The organism is Streptomyces sp. NPDC088197, from assembly GCF_044741185.1.
GTDB lineage: Bacteria > Actinomycetota > Actinomycetes > Streptomycetales > Streptomycetaceae > Actinacidiphila.
Genome location: NZ_JBIUSD010000002.1, coordinates 396,777 through 419,734, shown reverse-complemented (window position 1 = coordinate 419,734; position 22,958 = coordinate 396,777). Strand labels below are relative to the sequence as shown.

Genomic DNA, 22,958 nt, shown 5'->3' with positions numbered 1-22,958 from the left:
CGAGCGACCCGCGGCCGAGCGGCCGGTGAGGGAACGGCCGGTGGCCGGGCGGCCGTTGACGGAGCGGCCCTTGACTGGGCGGCCGGTGAGGGAACGGCCGGTGACGGAACTGCCCCTGGCAGAGAGGCCGTTGACCGGGCGGCCGGTTGTCGAGCGGGCGCCGTATGAGCGGCCCGCGTCCGGTCGGCCCGGGACCCGGCACGTCCGCCCCGGGACCCTCTCCTCGACCCGCCCCGTGACCCGGCGGGCGACCCCCGGGAGCGCCCGGTGAAGGCCGCCGCCCAGCGCGTGGCGCCGGGCAGTTGGGGCGGCCACCGCACCATCGCGGCGGCCGTGCGGAGCGCGGACACCGGCGCCGTCATCACCGTGCAGGCGGGCACGTACAGCGAGAGCCTGCTGCTTGACAAGGATGTCACCCTGGTCGCGAAGGGCGCCGTACGGCTGGTCGCCGTCCGCGGCCCGGCCGTCACCGTGCACGCGGGCCGCGCCGAGATCCGCGGCTTCACCCTCGTGTCCGCCGTGCCCCGCGAGGCCGCGCTGCTGGTGCGCGCGGGCGAACCGGTGCTGCGGGACTGCGAGATCACCGGCGGCCGGATCGAGGTCGCGGGCACCGCCGCCCCGCTGCTGAGCGGCTGTTCGGTACGGAAGGCCGAGGGCGCGGCGGTCCGGCTGACCGGCACCAGCCGCACCACACTGGAGAATCTGACCGTCGGCGGCTGCGTCGGCGACGGCCTGGTGGTCGAGGACGAGGCGCGTGCCGAGTTGACCGACGCCCTGGTGGACGGTGCCAGCGGGCGCGGCGTCCTGCTCACGGGCGGCGCGCACGCGACGCTGACACGCTGCGACGTCCGCGGCAGCGGCGGCACCGCCGTCGTGGTCGAGGGACACGCCACCGCGGCGCTGCGCGACTGCCGCCTGCACGAGACGGGCGCCGCGGGCGTCTGGGTCCGCGAGACGGCGGGCCGCCTGACCCGCGCGGCCTCCGGCGCGGGTCACCGGCCCCTCGCCCACGGCGAGGACGCCGAACCGGCCGCGCCCGCCACCGGATCCGCCGCCCGCCCGGGCCACGACACCCCGGGCGTACGGCTGCGCGACTGCGAGATCTTCCGCACCGAGGGCGCCGGCGTACTGGCCGACGGCAGCAGCTCCGTCCTGCTCGACGGCTGCCATGTGCACCACACCACCGGCGCCGCGATCCTGGTCACGGCCGAGGCCACCGCCGAGTTGACCGGCGTGCGGGCCGTCGACTGCCAGGACACCGCGCTGGCCGTCAGCGGGGCGGGCCGGGCCACCGCGCACGACTCCACCTTCGCCCGCAGCGGCGCCAACGGCCTGTACGCGGTGGCCGAGGCGGAGGTGACGCTGACCGGCTGCACCGTACGGGACACCGCGTACACCGGAGTGCACCTCGGCGGCGGGGCCCGCCTGCACGCCAGGGGCTGCACCGTCAGCGGTTCGCCCGAGTACGGCGTGCGGGTCACCGAGCGGTCCGAACTCCTCGCGGACGACTGCGAGATGACGGACGCGGGCCTGGCCGGGGTGTACGTGCAGGGCGGCGACGCGGCCGTCCGCGGCTGCCGGGTGTCCGGCGGCCGGGAGGGCGTACACCTGCACACCACGCACCGCCCGCTGCTCGCGGAGTGCGAGATCACCGCCTCCGGCGAGACCGGCGTCCGGGTCGGCCGGGACACCGGCGCCCGGCTGGAGAACGTCACCGTCACCGGCAGCGGCACCGCGGGCCTGCTGCTGGAGGAGGGCAGCACGGCCGTCGTGGAGGGCGGCGCGGTCCGCGAGCCGCGCGGCAGCGGCGTCGTCGTACGCGCCGGGGCCCGGCCCCGCGTACGCGGCCTCACCGTCGAGGGCGCGGCGAAGAACGCGCTGTTCGTCGAGGAGGGCGGCGAGGGCCTGTACGAGGACTGCCACCTCACCAAGAGCCGCTTCCCCGCCGTCTACGCCGGTGCCCGCTCGCGTTTCCTGCTGCGCCGCTGCACCGTGGACGGCACCGACACCGACCTGCTGCGGGACGACGAGGCCGACGTGCGGGCCGAGGACTGCCTGGTCCAGGACGCGACCGATCCGCTCCTGCTGACCCTCGCGCCCCCGGCGGCGGGGGAGGAGGGGCGCGTCGCGGTGCCCGCCGTCGCCGGAGCGCCCCGCTCGGCCGCGGAGAAGGCCGAACAGGCCGCCGGTGAGACCGAGTCGACCGCGGAGGCGGCCCGCGCGAAGCTCGCGGAACTCCATGTGGAGCTGGACCGCCTGGTCGGCCTGGACAGCGTCAAACGCGACGTTGTCACGCTGACCAAGCTCATGCAGATGGTCAAGGTCCGCCAGGAGGCCGGGCTCGCGGCGCCGCCGCTGAGCAGGCACCTGGTCTTCGCGGGCAATCCCGGCACCGGCAAGACCACGGTGGCCCGCCTGTACGGCGGCTTCCTCGCCGCCCTCGGCCTGCTCGAACGCGGACACCTGGTCGAGGCCGACCGGGGCGACCTGGTCGGCGAGTACGTCGGCCACACCGCGCCCAAGACGACGGCGGTCTTCCGGCGCGCGCTGGGCGGGGTGCTCTTCATCGACGAGGCGTACTCCCTCGTGCCGCAGGGGCAGTTCACCGACTTCGGCTCCGAGGCCATCTCGACGCTGGTGAAGCTGATGGAGGACCACCGCGACGAGGTGGTGGTCATCGTCGCCGGATACCCGAGCGAGATGAACCGGCTGCTGGAGTCCAACGCGGGCCTGGCCTCGCGCTTCACCCGCACCCTGCTCTTCGACGACTACACCTCGGAGGAGCTGGTGCGGATCGTGGAGCACCAGGCCGTCGACCACGAGTACACCTTCGCGCCGCAGACGACGGCCGCGCTGCACGACTACTTCGCGGCCGTCCCGCGCGGCGAGCAGTTCGGCAACGGGCGCAGCGCGCGGCAGGTGTTCCAGCGGATGACCGAGCGGCACGCGTACCGCGTGGCCGAACTCGACCTGAGCGCCGTCGATCTCGCGGCGGCCGACGTGGAGTTGCTCACCACGCTGCTGCCCGCCGACCTCCCCCCGGGAGGCGCCGCTTGACCGCGCGGGCGGACGTACGCCCCGCTGCCCGGCGGGCGCACCGTACGGCGGCGGGCCCGGCACAGGACTTCGGCGCAGGACCGGCACAGGACTTCGGCACAGGACTTCGGAGCGGCTGAAAGGAAGGTGACCCGCGGATGTCGGACCAACCGACCCCGGAAGAGTGGCGCGCGGACCTCGCGGCGCTGAACGACGCGATCGGCGTGGTGAAACGCGAGTCCGGCACGATCACCACCACCATGAACTCGATCGACGCCAAGGTGAAGCAGATCGGCGCCGACTGGTCCAGCCCGTCGCACGAGTCGTTCGCGGCGATGATGACGTGGTTCCACAAGGTCCAGCACGAACTGGACGAGTTGCTCAAGGACATCGCCTCGCGGATGACGACGTCGTACAACAACTACCACGACTCCGAGCACGTCAATCTGAACAACCTCAGCGACGGCGGGACCCATGGCTGAGTGCCGCCGCCGCGCACCGCGTGGGCGGTACGCGGCGGCGCGTTCAGCCCGCGGGCGGCGGCGGGAAGCGCGACTCCCGGTCGGTGTGCGCGTACACCTGCCCCGAGTGGTTGAGCAGCGCGATGTACTCGCCGAGCTTCTCCAGCGTCGAGCCGATCTGGAGCAGGGCGCGGTCCTGGGCCGGGTTCATGTCCGCGCCGAATTTCACGCCGGTCTCGGCGAACGGGTTGTCGTGCGTCTTGCCGACCGACGGGTCGTACCCGGACGAGAGCGAGGTGTGGCCCTCGCCCTCCGCGTTCTTGTCCTGGGCGCCCTGCCCGAAGACATGGCCCTTGACGGCCATGACCCGCTTGCGCAGCTCCTCGTACCGGTCGACCGCGCCGCGGGCCTCCGTGAGCATCGACTTCTCCGCGACGCGTACCGCGCTCAGGTCGATCTTCAGGTCCGCCGCGGCCTCGTACGAGTTCGGGTCGGGGCCGGAACCCTGGTCGGACTGGCTGTCCTTCGGGTCGATGTTGAAGGACGGCGGCGTGGACCAGATGACCTTGTCGGTCGGCACGAGACCGTCGAGGTTCTTGTCGTGGTCGGGGTTGGGCGTCTCCGACCCGTCCGCGGGCGGATCGGGCAGCGGAGTGGTGTCGTATTTCGAGGTGATCGGATCGGTCACGTCGTCTGCCTCGTCTCTCTCGCGCCGACCGCACGGCCGGTTCGCCAAGCATGGGCCCGGCAGGACACCGCCAGGTTTACCACTTATATGAGGAATTGTCAGCATGCAGGTGCCGCACCGGTATCCGCTCCCCGAGAAAGGCGCGTCATGGCCGACTCCGGCACCGCCGACTACGACACCTCCGTCCTCAACATCTCCCCGACGGGCCTGAAGTCCGACGCCAACGACCTGGTCACCCTCAGCAAGACCGTCCTGTCGAGCCTCACCACCATCCGGGGCCAGTTGGAGGGACTGCACGTCGCCTGGCAGGGCCAGGCCGCCTCGGACGCCGACGAGGTCAACAAGAAGTGGGTGTCGGTCATGACCGAGCTGTTCGGCACGGAGGACGACCCGCACAAGGGAGTTCTGTCCGCGCTGGCCGACGGGGTCGGCATGGCCGCGTACAACTACACCACCGCCGAGGACGGCATCGCCGACGCCTTCAAGTCGTTCCGCACGGCCTTGACCAGTGACGACGGGAAGTCCAGCGACAAGCCGCCCGCCGCGGTCACCGACCCCAACAAGACCGCGGTCACCATGGAGTTCTAGTGCCGGCGCACCGCCCCCGCCACCTCGCCCCCACCGCCCCGACAGCCCGCTAGGCAGCCATCGTGAGTCGAATCCCCTTCCACCGCCCCGTCCGCATCACGCCCCCGCCGATGCCGGAGGGCCGGACGAAACTGGCCGGCCTGCCCCAGCGGCCACAGCCGCAGGGCGCCGCGGGCTGGCTGATGCTCCTGCTGCCCCTGCTGTCCAGCATGAGCATGGCCGCGTACATGATCGCCTACGGCAAGGCGTGGATGATCCTGCTGGGCATCGCCTTCGTCGTGGTCTCCGTGGGCATCACCATCGGCGTCCGGATGCAACTGCGCAGCCACCGCCGCCGCAACCAGTACCGGCAGCGGGAGCGGTACCTGGAGTATCTGGCCGGGGTGCGCAAGCAGGTCATGCGCTCCCAGCTCGGCCAGCGCGCCGCCGACGCCTGGCGGCACCCGCACCCGGACCGGCTCTGGGCGATCGCCACCCGCCGCCGCCGGGTCTGGGAACGCCGCCCGGGCGACGACGACTTCCTGCACCTGCGGCTCGGCACCGGCACGGTGGCGGCGGCCGACGCACTCCAGATGCCGGGGCAGAACGACCCGACCATCGACGTCGACACGCCCTGCCAGCACGCCGCGGCCGAACTGGTCCGCGCGCACGGCACCGTCGCCGACCAGGCCGCCTGGCTCGACCTGCGCGCCGCGGGCGTGGTGAGCCTGCTGGGCCCGCGCGACCGCACCCGCAAGCTCGCCCAGACCCTGCTGCTCCAGCTCTCCGTGCTGCACGCCCCCGACGACGTGCGGATCGCCGTCGTCACCGGCGGCAACTCCGACTGGGACTGGGCCAAGTGGCTGCCGCACGCCCAGCAGCCCGACCAGGCCCAGCGCCGTGAACAGGAAGTCGTGCCGCTGCTCGCCGACGACCTCGCAGGACTCCAGGACCACCTCCAGGCCACCCTCGACCGGGCGGTCGCCGCCCGCGCCGAGCGCAACGCCCGGCTGATCTCCCAGCGCGACACCAGGCCCCGCAGTCACGTGGTGGTCTTCCTCGACGGATACGAGCCCGACGCGCCGTGGGCCCGCTCGGCGCTGCTGTCCGACCTGCTCACCGAAGCGGGCCCCGACCTCGGCGTGCACGTGGTGTGCCTGGTGGAGGAAGAGGGCTCCGAGCCGGGCCGGGTGGACGTACGCGCCCGCACGGACGCCCGCGGCGGCCTCGCGCTGGAAGGCCGTACGGCCGCGCTGCACGCCCCGGTCGAGCAGGCCGTCGTGGACGAGGTCGCGCCCGGCGTCCTGGAGGCCACCGCCCGTTCGCTGGCCCCGCTGCGGCTGACCGGCGAGCGCGAACAGGTCCTGTCGGAACACGTCTCCCTCTCCGACATGCTCGGCGTCCCCGACATCGCCCACTTCGACCCGGCCGCCCTGCGCCGCGCACCCGACGACAGGGAACTGCTCTCCGTCCCCATCGGCGTCACCGGCACCGGCGAACCGCTGACCCTGGACCTCAAGGAGTCCGCGCAGGGCGGCATCGGCCCGCACGGACTGATCGTCGGCGCCACCGGCTCCGGCAAGAGCGAACTGCTGCGCACCCTGGTCACCGGACTCGCCATGGCCCACGCGCCGGAGCACCTGGCCCTGGTCCTGGTCGACTTCAAGGGCGGCGCCACCTTCGCGGGCGTCACCGAACTGCCGCACGTCTCCGGCCTGATCACCAACCTCGCCGACGACCTCGCGCTCGTCGACCGGATGCGCGACGCGCTGCGCGGCGAACAGCAGCGCAGGCAGCGGATGCTGCGCGAGGCGGGGAACGTCGACTCCGTCCGCGAATACCAGTTGCGGCAGGCGGCGGGCGCCACCGACATCAACGGCAAACCGCTGGAGCCGCTGCCCTATCTGCTCATCATCGTCGACGAGTTCGGCGAACTCCTCTCCCAACGCCCCGACTTCATCGACCTGTTCGTGCAGATCGGCCGGGTCGGCCGCTCGCTCGGCATGCATCTGCTGCTGGCCACCCAGCGGTTGGAGGAAGGCAGGCTGCGCGGCCTGGAGTCCCACCTGTCGTACCGGATCTGCCTGCGCACCTTCAGCGCCGCCGAGTCCCGCGCCGTCATCGGCACCTCCGACGCGTACACGCTGCCCGCCATCCCCGGCTCCGCCTACCTCAAGGTGGACGAGTCGGTCTACGAACGCTTCCGCGTCGCGTACGTCTCCGCGCCCTACCAGGACCACGACGTCGACAGCGCGGGACCGGCCCTGGAACCCGTGCCCTTCGCCGTGCACGGCGACCTCGCGCCGCTCGCCGCGGACGAGGCCGAGACGCCCGGCTGGGACTGGGACCCGGAGGGCGGCTCGACCGAACTCCAGCTCGCCGTCGAGCGGTTGGCCGACAAGGACACCGCGGGCCACCAGGTGTGGCTGCCGCCGCTGCCCCCGCGCTTCACCCTCGACCCGCTGCTCGGCGAACCGGAGGCCGACCCGGAACTGGGCCTGCGCTGCGCCCTGTGGCCGTACTCCGGCGAGCTGAAGTTCCCGGTCGGCGTGCTGGACGTGCCCTCCCGGCAGGAACAGCAGCCCCTCGTACTGGACCTGGCGGGCCGTCAGGGCCACATCGCCCTGGTCGGCGCCCCGCAGAGCGGCAAGTCCACCTTCCTGCGCACCGCGATGCTCAGCGCCATGCTCACCCACACCCCCGACGAGCTCCAGTTCTACGGGATCGACATGGGCGGCGGCTCGCTGCACGGCCTCGGCGACGCACCGCATGTTGCGGGCATCGCGGGCCGCCGCGACGACGAGCGGGTCCGCAGGGTGCTGGCCGAGATCACCGGCCTGGTCACCGCGCGCGAGCAGATGTTCCGCGACCTGGGCATCCAGTCCGCGGCCGAACTGCGCGCCCGCCGCGCCGCGGGCGAAGTCCCCGACGGAGTACGGTCGGCCGACGTCGTGCTGGTGGTCGACAACCTCGCCGCCCTGCACACCACCGACGAGAACGCCGTCGTCACCCTCACCGAGATCGCCACCCGCGGCCTCGGCGTCGGCGTCCACCTCTGGCTGACCGCCAACCGCTGGGCCGAGGTACGGATCGGCCTGCGCGACAGCATCCCCGGCCGCCTCGAACTGCGGCTCAACGACCCCACCGAGTCCGAGATCAGCCGCCCCGCCGCCCGCGCGCTCGGCCAGAGCATCCCCGGCCGGGGCCTTGCCGCCGCGGGCCTGACCCACCACATCGCGCTGCCCCGGCTCGACGCCGTCGACAGCGTCGAAGGGCTCGCCGAGGCCGGGCAGGCGCTGGTGGCCCGGCTCGCCGAGAGCTGGCGGCGGCCCGCCGCCCCGGCGCTGCGCGTGCTGCCCGCGCGGATCACCGTCCGCGAGCTGACGGCCGCCGCCGCGCTGCCGCCCGCCGAGCGCTGGGAGGGCCACGGCCCCGCCCTCGGCGCCCGCGAAGTGCCCATCGCCCTGCGCGAGTCCGACCAGCGCCCGGTCGGCCTCGACCTGACCGCCGACGCCCCGCACTTCGTCGTCTTCGGCGACTCCGGCTCCGGCAAGACCGCGTTCCTGCGCGCCTGGATGCGCGGCCTGGCCGCCCGGCACAGCGCGCGCGACCTGCGCTTCATGGTCGTCGACTACCGGCACAGCCTGCTGGGCACCGTGCCCGACGAGTACATCGGCGCCCGCGGCGGCAACGCCGACCTGGTCGCGGCCCAGGCGCAGGCCCTCGCCGAGACACTGCGCACCCGGATGCCCCCCGCCGACGTCACCGCCACCCAACTCGCCGCGCGCGACTGGTGGCACGGCCCCGAGCTGTACGTCGTCGCCGACGACTACGACCTGGCCGCGGGCACCATGGGCCACGGCCCGCTCGCCGCGCTCGCCGAATTCATCCCGCAGGCCGCCGAGTTGGGCTTCCACCTCGTGCTCGCCCGCCGCGTCGGCGGTGCCAGCCGCGCCCTGCTGTCCGACCCCCTGCTGAGCAAGCTCAAGGAGATCGGCACCGACGGGCTGCTGCTGTCCGGCGACCACCGCGAGGGCGTCCTGATCGGCGACCAGCGCGCCTACCGGCGTCAGCCGGGCCGCGGCACGCTGATCCGGCGCAGCTCCGCCGTCCCCGCCATCGTCCAGGTCGCCATCGACGAGCTGGGCGAGGAGGCCGCCGGCGAAACGGGCCCTGGCGAAACGGGCCCTGGCGCTACGGCCCCTGACGGACCGGGCCTTGGCGTAACGGGCCCTGGCGGAACGGCTCTTCGTGAAGGCGGCGAGCCGGTGAACGTACCGGGCCCCGCCGCCGAGCCGGTGCCCGCGGGCGTCGTGGCGGGGCACGGCGACGATCCGGGGTCCCCCGAACCCGCCGCCAGGCAGCCCGACGTGGCCCGGTACGTCACGGGACCCGTGACCCGCCTGGGCGGCGGCCCCGAGAACAGCACCCGTCCGAGTAGCAGCGGTACGCCCGAGGAAAGCGGCCCCGACCATGGCTGACGCGGATTCCGTACTCAACACCATCAAGCTCGACGACATCTACGAACTGGGCAACGCCTGGATCCGGATGGGCGACGACCTCCACGAGCGCAAGGTCGCCGTCAACGGCTACGTCTCCGAGCTCGGCATGACCGGCAAAGCCGGTGACGAAGCGCGCCTGGCCTGGCAGGAGGGCGTCGCCCCGACCATCGACAGCGCCGCCGAGACCGCCTGGACCATCGGCCAGACGATCAACCGCTACGCCGACGAACTGCACAAGGCCGCGGCGGAGTACGCGAAGAAGCTCAACGCCGCGATGTGGGCCGACATCCTCGGCGCCCTGCTCGGCGCCGTGTTCTTCGCCCTCGGCCCGCTGCTCAGCGGACTGCTCGCCATGATCGGCCAGTTGCTGGCCCGGCTGATCCCGATCATGGCCCAGATGGCCGCCCGGATCGGCTCGGTGGCCACCGCGGTCATCGAGATCACCGGCAGCGCCGTCATCGGCGCCGCGTCCAACCTCGCCTTCGACATCGCCGTCGGCAAGATCGGCGCGGACATCGCCGGTACCGACTACGAGGTCGACTGGAGCATGGAGGCGTGGAGCCTGGGCATCGGCGGTGCCTTCGGCGGCATCAGCGGCGGGCTCGGGGCCTTCCACTACACCCCGCGTCCGGGAAAGCCGGGCTCCGGCCCCAAGACCGGGGCCCCACCGCCCGTCTCACCTCCGCCTCCCACGCCGATCGGCGGCAAACCGCTGGGCGGCGGTGGCGGCGGCGGGAAGTCCCCGATCGGTCCGCCCCCGTCGCGGATCGGCGGCGGCGACCACGCGACGCCGATCACCGACGGATCGGGCAAGGGCGGTCCCGCCCCCGACTCGGGACCGATCGTCACCAAGAACTCCTCCGGCGGCGAGTTCAGCGGCACCAACAGCGGACCCGGCGGCGGCCACCACAGCAGCGACGTCGGCGCGCCCGCCCCCAAGGGCGACGACTCCGCCGGGGGGTCGAAGGACCCCGGCAGGACGCTGGGCGCTCCGCCGGCCAATCCGTACGGGGTGAAGACCCGTCCGGTCGGCGACGGCGGTTCGAACGGGTCGTCGGGCTCGTCCGGTTCATCGGGTTCATCGGGTTCGTCGGGCAAGGGCGAGTCCGATCCGGGCAGGACGCTGGGCGCTCCGCCCGCCAACCCGCACGGGGTGACGTCCCGCCCGTACGGTGACGGCGGTTCGAACGAGTCGTCGGGTTCGTCGGGCAAGGGCGACGGCTCACCGGGAGGTGCGAAGGACCCGGGCAGGACGCTGGGCGCTCCGCCCGGCAACCCGCACGGCGTGAAGGACCGCCCGTACGGCGAGAGTTCCGGAAATTCGAGCGGTTCCAACGGGTCCAACGGATCCAAGGGGTCCGGTGGGTCGGCCAAGCCGCTGAGCCCGAATCCGATGGACAATCCGGGCAGGCGGCTGGGCGGTCCCGGCGAGAATCCGTTCCCCGGCCCCGGCACGAAGGCCGAGGGCGGCGGGCCGGTCAAGGCGCAGCCGACCGGGCCCGGTTACGACCACCCGGCGACCAGTTCCCACGGCCGTCCCGACGGTTCGGGCTCCGGCAACCCGATGGACGGGCCGGGGCACCGCCTCGGCGGTGGCAAGCCGGACCCCAACAGCCTCTGGAAGGAGCCGAATCCGGACGCGCCGGGCAGCAACGGTCCGTCGAAGGCGCAGCCGACCGGGCCGGGTTACGACTATCCCGCGACGAGTTCCCACGGCCGCTCCGACGGATCGTCCGGATCGGGCACCGAAGGGAAGCCCGGCGGGCCGGGCGGGTCGAATCCGATGGACGGGCCGGGGCACCGCCTCGGCGGCGACAAGCCGGACCCCAACAGCCTCTGGAAGGAACCGGGTTCTGGCAACCGAGGCGGTGGTCCGCGCGACAACGGATCGACGGCGCCGTACGCGCCGAAGGCCCCGGCGCGTACGGGTCCCGGCCATGACCAGCCCGCGACGCTCGGCGACAAGCCGGGCGGGCGGCAGAACGGCGGCGACGCGGCGGGCTGGGGCGACGGCGGCGGCAATCTGCGGTCCAACCAGGGCAACAGCAGCCACACGCAGATCGAGACCGCGCCGCCACCGCACGAGCCCGGTTCCGGCACGAACTCCGGTTCCGGCAAGGGCAGTCACTCCGACAGCGGCCAGAGCGCGCCGCCGCCCCGGAAGGAGACGACGGAGACCGCACCGCCTCCGGGCGAGGCCCCGCCGACCCCGGTGGCCCCCGCGCCCAAACCGCCGGTGCCCTCCGGCAAGGAGGGCGGGAACCCGCAGGGAGGGAATTCCCAGGGCGGCAACACGCAGGGAGGCGACCACCAGAGCGGGAATCCGCAGGGCGGAAACTCCCAGGGCGGGAACCGTCAGGGCGGGACATCGAAGCCCCCGGCTTCGAGCGGCACCGGCCCCGACCCGATGGCGAATCCCGGTCGGACGCTGGGTGACGGGAAGCCGGTACCGGCCAGGGAGCCGCGTTCGGGTGGTTCTTCTGAGTCGTCGCCGGTGCCGTTGAGTCCGAATCCGATGGACAATCCGGGGCGTCGGTTGGGTGGTCCGGGTGAGAATCCGTTCCCCGCGCCGGAGTCGAAGCCGCAGGGTTCCGGCGAGTCGCAGTTGCACTCCGACCCGATGGCGAATCCCGGCCGGACCTTGGGCAGTGGGAAGCCGGTGCCGGGCACGGAGCCGCGTTCGGGTGGTTCTTCTGAGTCGTCGCCGGTGCCGTTGAGTCCGAATCCGATGGACAATCCGGGGCGTCGATTGGGTGGTCCGGGTGAGAATCCGTTCCCCGCGCCGGAGACGAAGCCGCAGGGTTCCGGCGGGCCGGAGTCGCACTCCGACCCGATGGCGAATCCCGGCCGGACCTTGGGCGGCGCGAAGCCCGCGCCGGATTCGGGCTGGAAGGAGCCGGGTCGGGGCGGATCGTCCGGGACGTCATCCGGAACGTCGTCCAAGCCCGTCAGCTCCGATCCGATGGAGAATCCGGGACACCGCCTGGGCGGCGGCATCCCGGACCCGAACGGCCTGTGGAAGCCGCCCGGTTCAGGCAGCCGGGGCGACGGCTCGCACGGGGGCGGACCGAAGCTGCCGCCCGCGCCGAAGCAGCCGACGCGCAAGGGCCCCGGTTACGACGGTCCTGCGACGCTCGACGACGTACCGGGCGGGCGGTCGAACTCCGGCAACGGGAGTTCGGGCGACGGCCCCGGCAATCTGCGTCCGAACCAGGGCAACAGCAGCCACACGCAGATCGAGACCGCGCCGCCGCCGCACGAGCCCGGTTCCGGTAAGGACTCCGGTTCCGGGAACGGCAGTCGGCCCGACGGCGGCCAGACCGTACCGCCGGTCGGCAAGGAACCCCCGGCCGCCGCACCGCACACGAAGGAGGCCCCGCCGACCACGGTGGCCCCCGAGCCCAAGTCGCCCGCTCCCTCCGGCAAGGAGGGCAAGCAGCCCCAGAACGGCAAGTCGACGTCGGAGACCACCACCGAGCCGGCCCCCGCCTCGTCGGACAAGGGCAAGGGCAAGGAGCCCGCGACCGATGAGGGCAAGGGCAAAGGCAAGGAGCCCGCATCGGAAGAGGCACCCCCCTCGCAGCACGTGCCGCCGGGCGAACAGCCGCACGAGCAGGAGGGGTCGGGCCACGGTCCCGGTCTGAGCGAATTCGACAAGGTGATCCTGGCGCACGAGATCAACCGCGAATTGCACCGGCTCGATCCACGCCGCCCTCCGGTCCGCCCAGGAGACGTGGACGAGCTGCACGCCCAACTGCCCCACTGGCGGCAGCGCATGCCGTTGCGGCCACGCGGTGAGGCGATCGCGCAGACGATGGTGACGGGCAAGCCGCTGTCGCTCCCCGGCGGGTCCTCGCATTCGGGTTCGGGAGGATATTCCAGGACGTCCGTCTTCACCGACCCGAGGGAGCAGAGCAGGCCGCCGGTCTCGTCCTCCGGGCGCCGGTCGAGCCGGCGGTCCTATCCTTCCCCCGGGTCGGTCCAGCGGCCTGGCCTGCTGTCCTACCCCTCCTCCGGGCTCGGCCGCCGACCGATCGCGCCGCCCGCCCCCGCGCCGAGGAGGCAGCCCAGCAGCTCCGGGTCGCGCGGGCAGTCGTACGCCCCGCCGCCGTCGGGATCGAGCCGACAGCCGTACCCGCCGCCGTCGGGATCGAGCCGACAGCCGTACCCGCCGCCGAGTTCGAGCCGACCGCGCACCCCCGTCTCTGACATCGGGGACGTGGAGATGATGGACGCGCCGCCCCCGGAGCACGCCCCCTTCTACGCGCCGACCGCGACGGTCCGGCCCCACGGCATCTCCGACAGGCATTGGCACGACATCCTGGAGGCCCAGCGGATCTCCGAGCGATGGCACACCGACTACTACCGGCGAATGGGCCTTCAAGAGGAGGCGATCCGCCAGAACCTGCGGAATCAGGGAATTCCGGTCTCTCCGCACGACACATTGCCGTTCGAGCCGCTGCCGCGCGAGATCGAGTTGTTGAACTTCGGTCATGAGGTCTTCGCCGACGTACGCCGCATTCTCCACGGGGGCCAGTCGAATCAGGCGTCCTCGGTCGCGGCGACGGGCGGGGCGCTCCAGATTCGCCTTTCCCTGGCCCGGCAGGTCGCTCCCCGGGAGCAGCCCAGAAATACCATGGAACAACTGGGGCAGAGCGCGGCCACGGCATCCATCACCGGTACGGGCAACTGCGGTGAGCACGCGGCCTTGACCTACACGCTCGTGAACCGGCACAGGCTGCCCGACGGCATGCGGATCTGGTACGTGCCTCTGAATCTGCACCGGGGTGAACGCGGCGACAACCCCGTCGCCCCGTACACCGACCATGTGTTCATCGCGGTCGGTTATCCCGAGCGGCCCCGTAACATCGTCATGCTCGACCCGTGGGAGGTGAACGCGACTCCGATCTTCGCCGGGGATCCCGCTTTCCGCTTCCCGTTCCTGGTCGGTCCGCGCAATGCGCCGTCGATCAACCCGCGGGCCGTTCTTCTGCCGAATGACGGAATCGACTACCTGGCCATCGGCCATCGTCATATCGGGCACGAAGTCCACGACATCATGGATTTCACCGGTACGCCTCTCCCCGCCAGCCAGTACCAGGGGGTGTACAACATGTATCAGGACTTCGCCATGCCGGCGCCCGTCCGGAACATGTATCCGGCCGGCCCCGCGTGGGACGCCTATTTCGCGCACCGGCACCCCCAGCAGCCCGGCTTGATCCGGCCGGGCGGTTCGTCGGGTCAGCCGTCGGGTCTGATCCGGCCGGGTGGTCCGTCGGGTCAGCCGCCCGGCCTGATCCGGCCGAGCGGTTCGTCGAGCCGGCCGAGCAGCTCTTCGGGTCGACCGGCCGGGCCGTCGAGGCAGCCGAGCGGCATGTCGCGTCAGCCCAGCGGTTCTTCGCGTCGGCCCAGCGGCTCATCGCGCCAGCCGGGCAGCTCTTCGGGTCAGCCCAGCGGTTCTTCACGGCGGCCGAGCGGCTCGTCGCGTCGGCCGAGCATGCCGTGGGACCAGCCGGGCGGCCCGGCCCGTACGGTGGGCGGTTCGCCGGACACGGGGATCGATCCGATCCGGGAGCAGTGGGGCATCGGGCGGGTGGTCACGCTGGCGGAGCCGCGCTCCGGCACGGGTCTGGTGCGCGGTCCTGCCCCGGAGGCCGGTCCGCGTACGACCGGTCGACCTGGTGAGTTCGCGGTGTTCGACCTGCCGCTGCCTCCGGCCGACACGCCGTCGTCGTCACGGCCGTTGGGGTACGAGGTCGATCCGGGCGGCTGGATCAGGCTGCCGGACGGCAGCGTGCTGTCGCCCGGCGGCTGGGTCAGCTTCGGGGACGACTTCATCCACACCCCCACGGGCGCGATCATGCACGGCGACAGCGGCTGGATCGGCGAGGTCGGCAACATCGAGCAGATCGCCGAGACCTGGCACCACTTCGACCCGTCGGCGGCCCCGCACCTGCCGGTGCCCTCCGGCGACGGCCTGCACATGGTGCCGGTACACCCCGGCGACCAGGCCGTGCACATCCCGCTGCGGCCCCGTACCGACTCGGAGACGCAGGCGGCGGCCCCGATCGCGCACCCCGGCTCCGAGACGCCGCGGCCCCGTGGCCCCGTGCCGACCGGCACATCGGGCACGGCGGGCACATCGGGCACATCCGGTGCACCGGGTCCGTCCGCCAAGGGCAAGGAGCCCGCGACGGAGGGGACTTCCGGCTGGGACGAGACGCCCGCGGCGGCCTGGGTGCCCGTCGCCCGGCCGATGGCGCCGACGCCGTCCGCCGTGCCGTCGCCTCCCGCGCAGGGGACGTCCGGCCACGGTTCCGGCCTGAGTGAATTCGATCAGGTGGTCCTGGCCCAGGACATCAACACGGAACTGCACCGGCTGGACGCGACGCATCCGCCGGTGACGGTGGCCGATGTGCCGGAGCTGCACGCGCAGTTGCCCGACTGGCGGCAGCGTATGCCGCTGCGGCCGCGTGGCCAGGCCATCGCGCAGATGATCGTGACCGGTCGTCCGATGTCGCTCCCGGGCGGGTCATCGTCGTACTCGGGTTCGGGAGGGTATTCCAGGACTACGGTCTACACCGATCCGAGGGAGGAGAGCAGGCCGCCGGTGTCGTCTTCCGGTCGCCGGTCGAGCCGCCGGTCCTATCCCTCCTCCGGGTCGGTCCGGCGGACGGGCGTCTTGTCCTACCCCTCCTCCGGGTTCACCCGCCGGCCGAGCAGGGAGTCCTCCTTCGCCGAGCCGAGCAGGCAGCAGTACCCCTCGTCGGGATCGAGCAGGCAGCAGTATCCGCCGTCGTCGGGATCGAGCCGACAGCCGTACCCGCCCACCGCCGGATCGAGTCGGCAGCCGTACCCGCCGACCGCAGGGTCGAGTAGGCAGCCGTATCCGCCGACCGCGGGGCCCAGTCGGCCGCCTGCGCGCTCCTTCGAGCCGGAGGACGTGGAGATGGCGGACGCGCCGCCCTCACCCCGCCTGCCGAGCTGGCAGCCCGCCCCCTTCTACGTACCGACCGCGACGGCTCCGCCGCCCGGCATGGCGCCCGAGCAGTGGTTCGCCATCGAGCGGCTCAACCGTCAGTCCGTGCAGTGGCACACCAACTACTACGCGCAACGGGACGCGGCCGAGGCGGCGAGTCGCGGCGGGCGGCGGGTGGGGATGGGCGATCCCCTTCCGCCCGACATGCTCCCGTCGGAGCCTTTGCAGAACGAGCTGTGGCTGATGGACCTCGGCCATGAGATCTTCGCCGGGGTACGCGAGATCCTGCACGGAGGCCAGTCGAATCAGGCGTCCTCGGTCGCGGCGACGGGCGGGGCGCTCCTGGTGCGCAACCACCTGGCCCGTCAGGTGCCCCGCGTTCAACCCCGCACTATCCAGGAGTCGTTGGGGCAGAGCGCGGCCCAGGCGTCGCTGGTCAACACCGGCAACTGCGGTGAGCACGCGGCCCTGACCTACGTCCTCCTGAACCGGAGGCAGCTGCCCCCGGGGATGCGGATCTGGCACGTGCCGCTCAACCTCCACCCGGGCGAACACCCGTTGCACGCCATCGCGCCGTACACCGACCACGTGTTCATCGCGGTCGGCTATCCCGAGCGGCCTCGCAACATCGTCCTGCTCGACCCGTGGGAGGTGAACGCGACTCCGATCTTCGCCGGAGACCCCGCGTTCCCCTTCCCGTTCCTGGTCGGTCCGCGCAACGCGCCGTCGATCACCCCGAGGGCCGTTCCGCTCCCGCACGACGGGGTGGACTACCTGAACGTCGGTCTCAGCCAGATCGACACGGGCGCGATCCTCAACATCATGGACTTCACGGGCACGCCCGTCGCGGCCAGTCAGTACGAGGGCTTGTACAACATGTACCAGGACCTCGCGATGCCGTCGCCCGTCCGGAACATGTATCCGCCCGGGCACGCTTGGGACGTCTACTTCGCGCACCGGCACCCTCGAATTCCGGGCTCGAACCGGCCGATTGGCGGTTCGTCAGGTCGGCCGGGAGGGTCGTCGGGCCGCCCGGGGAGTTCGTCGCGGCGGCCGAGCGTGTCCTTGAGTCAGCCGGGCGGGCTGTCGCGGCGGTCCAGCGTGTCCTCGGGGCGGCCGAGCGGACTGTCACGGCAGCCGAGCGGTATGTCGGGCCAGCCCAGCGGGTCTTCGAGCCGGCCCAGCGGGTCTTGGGACCGTCCGGGCGGGTCGTCGGGTCGACCGAGTGGGTCGTCGAGCCGACCGAGCGGGTCGTCGGGTCGGCCGGGAAGTTCGGCGGGGCGGCCGAGCGGATCGTGGGATCTGCCGGGCAACCGGTGGGGAGCGCGGGGCGGTTCGCCGGACGTGGGGATCGATCCGATCCGGGAGCAGTGGGGCATCGGGCGGGTGGTCACGCTGATGGAGCCGCGCTCCGACACGGGTCTGGTGCGGGTTCCCGCTCCTGCGGCGGGTCCGCGTACGGCCGACGGGCCCGGCGAGTTCGCGGTGTTCGACCTGCCGCTGCCTCCGGCCGACACGCCGTCGTCGTCACGGCCGTTGGGGTACGAGGTCGATCCGGGCGGCTGGATCAGGCTGCCGGACGGCACGGTCCTGTCTCCGGGTGGCTGGGTCAGTTTCGGTGACGACTTCATCCACACGCCGACCGGCATGATCATGTACGGGGACAGCGGCTGGATCGGCGAGGTCGGGAACATCGAGCAGGTCGCCGAGGTATGGGACGAGTTCGATCCGTCCGCGACCGCGTACGTGCCGGTGCTCTCCGGCGACGGCCTGCACATGGTGCCTGCCCTGCCGGGGGACGAGGCGGTCCACGTTCCCGTGACGCCTCGTACCGGCACCTCTTTCGCGGCGCCGCGCGTGCGGGCGGGCGCGGACGTTCCGCCGGGGAAGGGCAAGGAGCCTGCTACGGATCAGGCCCCGGCGGCGGGCGAGGTCCATGTCACGTACGAGGTCCCTGTCACGTACGAGGCTCCTGACACGGAGCAGGCGCCCGTGTCCCGTCCGGTACCGGTCGAAGCCGTGGCACCGGCGGCACCGGCGACGCCCGTGGCACCAGCGGCACCGGCGATGCCCGTGGCCGTACGTCCGTCGCACGCCGCCCCCGAACTCCCGGCCCCCGCACGCTCGCAGGAGGACCGGCTGGCCGAGCGCGGGCTGGCGCCGCTGTACATCCTCGACCAAGGGGACGCGGTGACACACGCGTTGACCGCCGTCGCGCCAGCGGAGAGCGGACGGCTCGTGGGGCACGGACGGCCCGCCGGGTCGCAGGAGTTGCGGGACACCCTGGCCGACGCGCTCGTGACCGACGCGCAACGGCCGCCGGGGGAGCGGCGGTTGTGGCCGCCGCTCACGGGCCTGACCGCCCCCGGACGGACGGCGCCGCTCGTCGGCTCCGAGGAAGCGGCCGTCGAAGCCGTACGTACGGGGACCGGCTCCGATGACGCGGACTGGCTCGTGCTCGCGGTGGCCGCACCCGTGCTCGGGCTCCGGGTCACCGTACTGACGCCGGACGGTACCCCCTGGACGACAGGACCGGACGACGGCCGCCCCGTCCTGCTCTTCCAACAGGCGGACCCCGCTCCGTACACCGCGCGGTGGGCGGCGACCGAGCCCGTCGGCGGCGTACCGGAGCAGCGGCCCGTACCGCCCGTATCGCCGCTGTCGGCACCGGAGTTGGCCTCGGACCAGGCCCCGGCTCCGGCCCCTGCCCCGGCGTCCTCTGCGCCCGACCGGCACGTGGCGGCCACCGTCCCGTCCTCGTCCCCGTCCGCGCCGCTGCGACTCGGCTTCGGTACGGCTAGTGGCCCGCGGCACCGGGCCGCCTCCAGCGGGGAACCGGCGCCCGAGGTCTTCTTCGGCTCCGAACCGCGCCCGGCCACGAGGCGGTGAGGGCGAGAGCGCCGATCGCCCCGGACACCTCGGCGGATCCGGTGCCCGCACCGGCACCGGATCCGCGAGAGGAACCGCCGTAGCGGGGTGCACGCGCCGTGTGATATTCGTGGTGCGCAAGGGGAGTGGGGGACTCCGGTCACCAAGCGGTACGGGCGCCGTCGCGCACGACACGCGGCCGGTGGACGCCGCACCGGGCCGGGCGGCGCCGTCCCGCCGGTCCTTCTGCTCATGTCGTGCCCATTCCGTGCCCATCCGGTTTCGGGGGCGGCCGTTGGCATCGGTCCTGGTGCTTGACTGGCCGGGTGTGACCTGAGGGCCTTCATGTGCGTCTGAGCGATGGGCATCTCTTTGTTGGACTCTTGGCGAGTGGGGAACGGGCGTTGAGCGACACCGATCAGGACGAGGCGAAGCGGCGGCGGCGGGCACGGTTCGTCGAGGTGCTCACGAGCAGTGCCCGTCAGCCGGGGGAGCGTTCCCGGCTGGGCTCCAGGGTCGCGGGCGCCACGGCCGTACTGGCGCTCGCCGCGGGCGCCACCATGGGGATCGGCGCCTGGCGCGGCCACCAGGCCGACCAGGACGCGAAGGAGCTCACGGCCGCGCAGACCAAGGCGGCCGACCGGCTCGCCCACCTCCCCACCGGCTCCGTCAGCCCGACCGCGAAGAAGCCGACGCCGAAGCCGTCGCACTCCGCCACGCCCAAGGCGCCGGTCCACACCACCCACTCGCCGACGCCTTCGCCGAAGCGGTCCGAGAAGGCGACCGCCACTCCCACGCCGACCATCGCCGTCTACCCCTCCACCGCGCTGCTCCTGAACGCCGCGACGGCGCTGTGCGCCGACATCCCCTACTTCGGCGCGGGCAAGGTCGGCGGGTCCGTCAACACCCACAAGTGCGACGGCACGAGCAACGACAACCAGATCTGGAACATGCGCGTCCAGCCCGTCGGCAAGGGCCCCGGCGGCACCGACCTCGTCCTCTTCGTCAACGCCAAGGACGATCTCTGCCTCGACATGCCCAACCGCGGCCCCCAGCCCGCCGGCACCACCCTCAACGAGGCCAACTGCGACGGCACCCTCGCCGACAACCAGCTCTGGTGGCTCGAACCCGTCGGCAACAGCGCCGTCCACATCCGCAGCTTCATCAGCGGCAACCTCTGCATCCGCCCCGGCAACGTCAGCCCCGGCGGCTCCGACCGCCGCCTCATGATCGCCACCTGCGGCACCAACGACGAGTCCCGCTGGTTCCTCTACCCCGTCTCCTCCTGACCCCGCCGCCCGCCCCTCCCTCGCCAACGCGTGAACGCACCCCGGTGAGGTGCACAACTGGTGCGGTCCCCGTCAGCTTTCGCCGAATCCAATCGCGGCGGTTGAGCGTGAACAGATAGCATCCGCGCTGCCGAGGGGGTGCGTATGACATTGGTGAAAAAGGGATCACGACGGATCGTGGTCGACGGCGTGACCTACCGGTGGCGGCTGCGGCGCAGGCCGACGTACGACCAGCTCCTCGGCTGGGCGCGCTGCCCTCACACGTGGCTGGGCACCCGAGAACCCCGGTCCCCTGTTCCGTCTCGACCAGTCGGAAGCCTTCTCCCCTTGGCCTGGATAGACGTTCACCGACCCGTCGTGACCTGCGATCACTGGCAAACGGCCGCCGTGGTCCGCCGCATCCGGCCGCACATACGCAAAGCCCCGACCTCACCGCTGACGCTGCTGGCGGGGTGAGCCGGTGTGTCTGACCAGGGTCAAACGGGTGGCGGAGCTGCGGAGTTCACAGCCGATACGACCTTGGCCGCGTTGCGTGAGGCGTGCGCGTCGGCCGGCCTGGACCTGGGAAGCCTCCACCGGGCGGCTGCTGAACACCGCCCTGGATATGCAGTCCGGCGCCACCCACGTGGATGCAACTGCCTACACCTATGACCCGGCCGGGCAGATCACGTCCATCAGCGACGTACAGGACGGCGGCGGCGCCGCGAAAACCGACACGCAGTGCTTCACCTACGACTACCTCCAGCGTCTGACGCAGGCGTGGAAAGCACGGCTGCCGTTGATTACGGCGGCGTCCAAGCCGTCGACGGCGCCAAAACCCTCGGGGATGGCCTCAATCAAGCCTTCGACGAAGCCCACGAATCAGGGATGCAGCCGCCCAGCGAAATGGCCCGGAGTATGAGAATTATCTTCACGAGAAACTTGGCGGGAGCAGGAATTTCAAGTAAGGAGGTCGAGAATTTGACGGTATATTTACGGACGAGGTGACTGGGGCGGAAACTTGGCATGAGGCCAAATCCGGTAAATTTTGGGAGATGGCACAGGCGGACATTCCGGATTATTGTCTGAAGGCATTATCTCGTGGCTCGAAAGAAGGGCATTCCGTGGCAGATGATCCCGAAGGAGAGTGGCTAATAAAGTATGAGTAGAGAATCGTCGATCGATTTTACCTTTGAAGTCCCGTTGGACATTAAGGGGGTCATCTGTGGTTTGCGAGAGGCTGGGGTAGAGTTTGATCGTGAGGGTATTTCGTATTTTGTAAATGCCGAGGATGATCTGTACGATTGGATCCGGGCTGACTCCGCCGATCTGGATGCAGTGCTGTGCCTAATCGAGAATTCATGGATCTCCGGATCGGTGAGTGGAGTTGCCGTAGGGATTCGAAATTCTGAAAGCGGTGGAGACCTGCTGTTCTCCCCGGGGCATTCTCGGGTGACTTTCTCGGAAAGTGTGAACAAGAGGCTCATTTCGGAGTCCTCTAAGTTCGCCGATCTGGGCTGGTACTGTAAGTTTTTCATTCCGATTCTTGAGCCATTCGGCCTCGTTGCAGTAAATTCCTCCGATTTTTAAGAATACATCCTAGTCCCGCCGCGAGGTTATCTTCGTTGCGTTTCTGGTTCATTTCAGATAAGCGAAGCTTTCGTCAGGCGGGCGTCGTCCAGGCCAGCCGGACTGCTCACGACCCGAGCCCGGTCCTCCTCGAGGTACGCCACCCGCAAGTCGACCGCCCGCCACATCGCATCCACGAGCCACGGATCATCCGTCGTCGCCGTCACGCCGCTCTGCCCCCAACTATCCGTCCGTCACCTGCGGTCCAACGACCTACCGACCTCGGATCCGAGACCGTCACGACGACGGCGTACGGTCCACCTCGGTCACACGAACCGACCGGATATCGGCGATCTTCCCGTTCTGGATCTCGACGTCCAGCGGCGCGGCGTCGCCCGTCTTGGACTTGCCCGCCCCGAGCGTGTCAGCCGTGATCCCCGTGTTCCCCAGGTGGTCACCGTCGGCGTCCAGGAACTCCAACTGCGCGAAGCAGTCCGCCGCACCGGCCCCGTGGTTCGTCACCGTGTAGTGCACGACGTACGCGTGCGGCCCCCACACCGGGTCGTCCTCCACCCCGGCCTTCGTGATCCGTACGTCCGCCTTCGAGCTGGGGGCGGCTTGGACGGTCGGCGCGCTGGACGAAGTCGAGGGCGCCGTCGACGGGGACGAGCCTTTGCCCGCGGCGCCCGACGAGCCGGACGAGGAGCACCCGGTCAGGGCTGCCATCGCAAGGGTGGCAGCCACGGCAACGAAACGAGCGGGACGGAGCACGCAGACCTCCATTAAGCGGATGCGTAGGCACAGAAGGTAACCGTCGAACCGACGTCCTGTGATCGGTTTGCCTCGGGGGCACCCCGAACGAGGCTGCGCCTCCTGGGCGCTGCCTCACAGCTTTTGACTAATTCCGCAAATGGTACGAATGCTCATCGCAGGCCTGTCCGGTGGAAGCAGGCGCCACAGCACCTCGACGTCGACCGTGATCGATGCGCAGCCCGTGGCGTGCAGCCCGGTCGCCCATGA

At 71.6% G+C, this 22,958-nt stretch carries 10 protein-coding genes; 8 read left to right on the top strand and 2 right to left on the bottom strand.

Annotated elements, in window-relative coordinates; all coding sequences use genetic code 11:
- Positions 1-267: 267 nt before the first annotated feature.
- Positions 268-3,057 carry a right-handed parallel beta-helix repeat-containing protein gene (locus ACIOC1_RS06585; protein ID WP_401852360.1) on the top strand — a complete coding sequence of 930 codons (2,790 nt, stop codon included), beginning with the start codon at positions 268-270 and terminating at the stop codon, positions 3,055-3,057.
- A 137-nt stretch (positions 3,058-3,194) separates the two neighbouring features.
- Positions 3,195-3,518 (top strand): WXG100 family type VII secretion target, encoded by a 324-nt coding sequence (locus ACIOC1_RS06580; RefSeq protein ID WP_355344257.1) that lies wholly within the window; start codon positions 3,195-3,197, stop codon positions 3,516-3,518.
- A 43-nt stretch (positions 3,519-3,561) separates the two neighbouring features.
- On the opposite strand, the gene ACIOC1_RS06575 is transcribed toward ACIOC1_RS06580, so the two are convergent.
- Positions 3,562-4,185, bottom strand: coding sequence for a hypothetical protein (locus ACIOC1_RS06575; protein WP_355344254.1), 624 nt, complete (start codon positions 4,183-4,185; stop codon positions 3,562-3,564).
- A 147-nt stretch (positions 4,186-4,332) separates the two neighbouring features.
- On the opposite strand from ACIOC1_RS06575, the gene ACIOC1_RS06570 reads away from it, so the two are divergent.
- The 6 genes from ACIOC1_RS06570 to ACIOC1_RS06545 all read left to right on the top strand — a co-directional run bounded on the left by ACIOC1_RS06570 (position 4,333) and on the right by ACIOC1_RS06545 (position 21,959).
- A complete protein-coding gene (locus ACIOC1_RS06570; RefSeq protein ID WP_355344251.1) occupies positions 4,333-4,773 on the top strand; it encodes a hypothetical protein in 441 nt (146 codons plus the stop codon).
- Positions 4,774-4,835: 62 nt separating this feature from the next.
- A complete protein-coding gene (gene eccCa / locus ACIOC1_RS06565; RefSeq protein WP_401852357.1) occupies positions 4,836-9,233 on the top strand; it encodes a type VII secretion protein EccCa in 4,398 nt (1,465 codons plus the stop codon).
- Positions 9,226-19,122, top strand: coding sequence for a hypothetical protein (locus tag ACIOC1_RS06560; protein ID WP_401852354.1), 9,897 nt, complete (start codon positions 9,226-9,228; stop codon positions 19,120-19,122). The genes eccCa and ACIOC1_RS06560 overlap by 8 nt, the downstream gene beginning before the upstream one ends.
- Before the next feature lie 383 nt (positions 19,123-19,505).
- Positions 19,506-20,390: an RICIN domain-containing protein gene (locus tag ACIOC1_RS06555; RefSeq protein WP_401852352.1), complete on the top strand. Its 885-nt coding sequence runs from the start codon at positions 19,506-19,508 to the stop codon at positions 20,388-20,390.
- A gap of 532 nt (positions 20,391-20,922) precedes the next feature.
- Positions 20,923-21,291, top strand: a complete 369-nt coding sequence (locus ACIOC1_RS06550) for a hypothetical protein (RefSeq protein ID WP_401852349.1) — start codon at positions 20,923-20,925, stop codon at positions 21,289-21,291.
- 239 nt (positions 21,292-21,530) lie between these two features.
- Positions 21,531-21,959 (top strand): hypothetical protein, encoded by a 429-nt coding sequence (locus tag ACIOC1_RS06545; protein ID WP_401852348.1) that lies wholly within the window; start codon positions 21,531-21,533, stop codon positions 21,957-21,959.
- 276 nt (positions 21,960-22,235) lie between these two features.
- Here the strand turns inward: ACIOC1_RS06545 and ACIOC1_RS06540 are convergent, their stop codons facing one another.
- Entirely contained in the window at positions 22,236-22,682 is a 447-nt protein-coding gene (locus tag ACIOC1_RS06540) for a hypothetical protein (RefSeq protein WP_401852346.1), read from the bottom strand.
- Positions 22,683-22,958 lie beyond the last annotated feature (276 nt).

Bases quoted from the DNA above. Each gene is read 5' to 3' on its own strand.
- ACIOC1_RS06580 (WP_355344257.1), top strand. From the start codon at position 3,195: ATGTCGGACCAACCGACCCCGGAAGAGTGGCGCGCGGACCTCGCGGCG.
- ACIOC1_RS06570 (WP_355344251.1), top strand. From the start codon at position 4,333: ATGGCCGACTCCGGCACCGCCGACTACGACACCTCCGTCCTCAACATC.
- ACIOC1_RS06560 (WP_401852354.1), top strand. From the start codon at position 9,226: ATGGCTGACGCGGATTCCGTACTCAACACCATCAAGCTCGACGACATC.
- ACIOC1_RS06545 (WP_401852348.1), top strand. From the start codon at position 21,531: ATGAGTAGAGAATCGTCGATCGATTTTACCTTTGAAGTCCCGTTGGAC.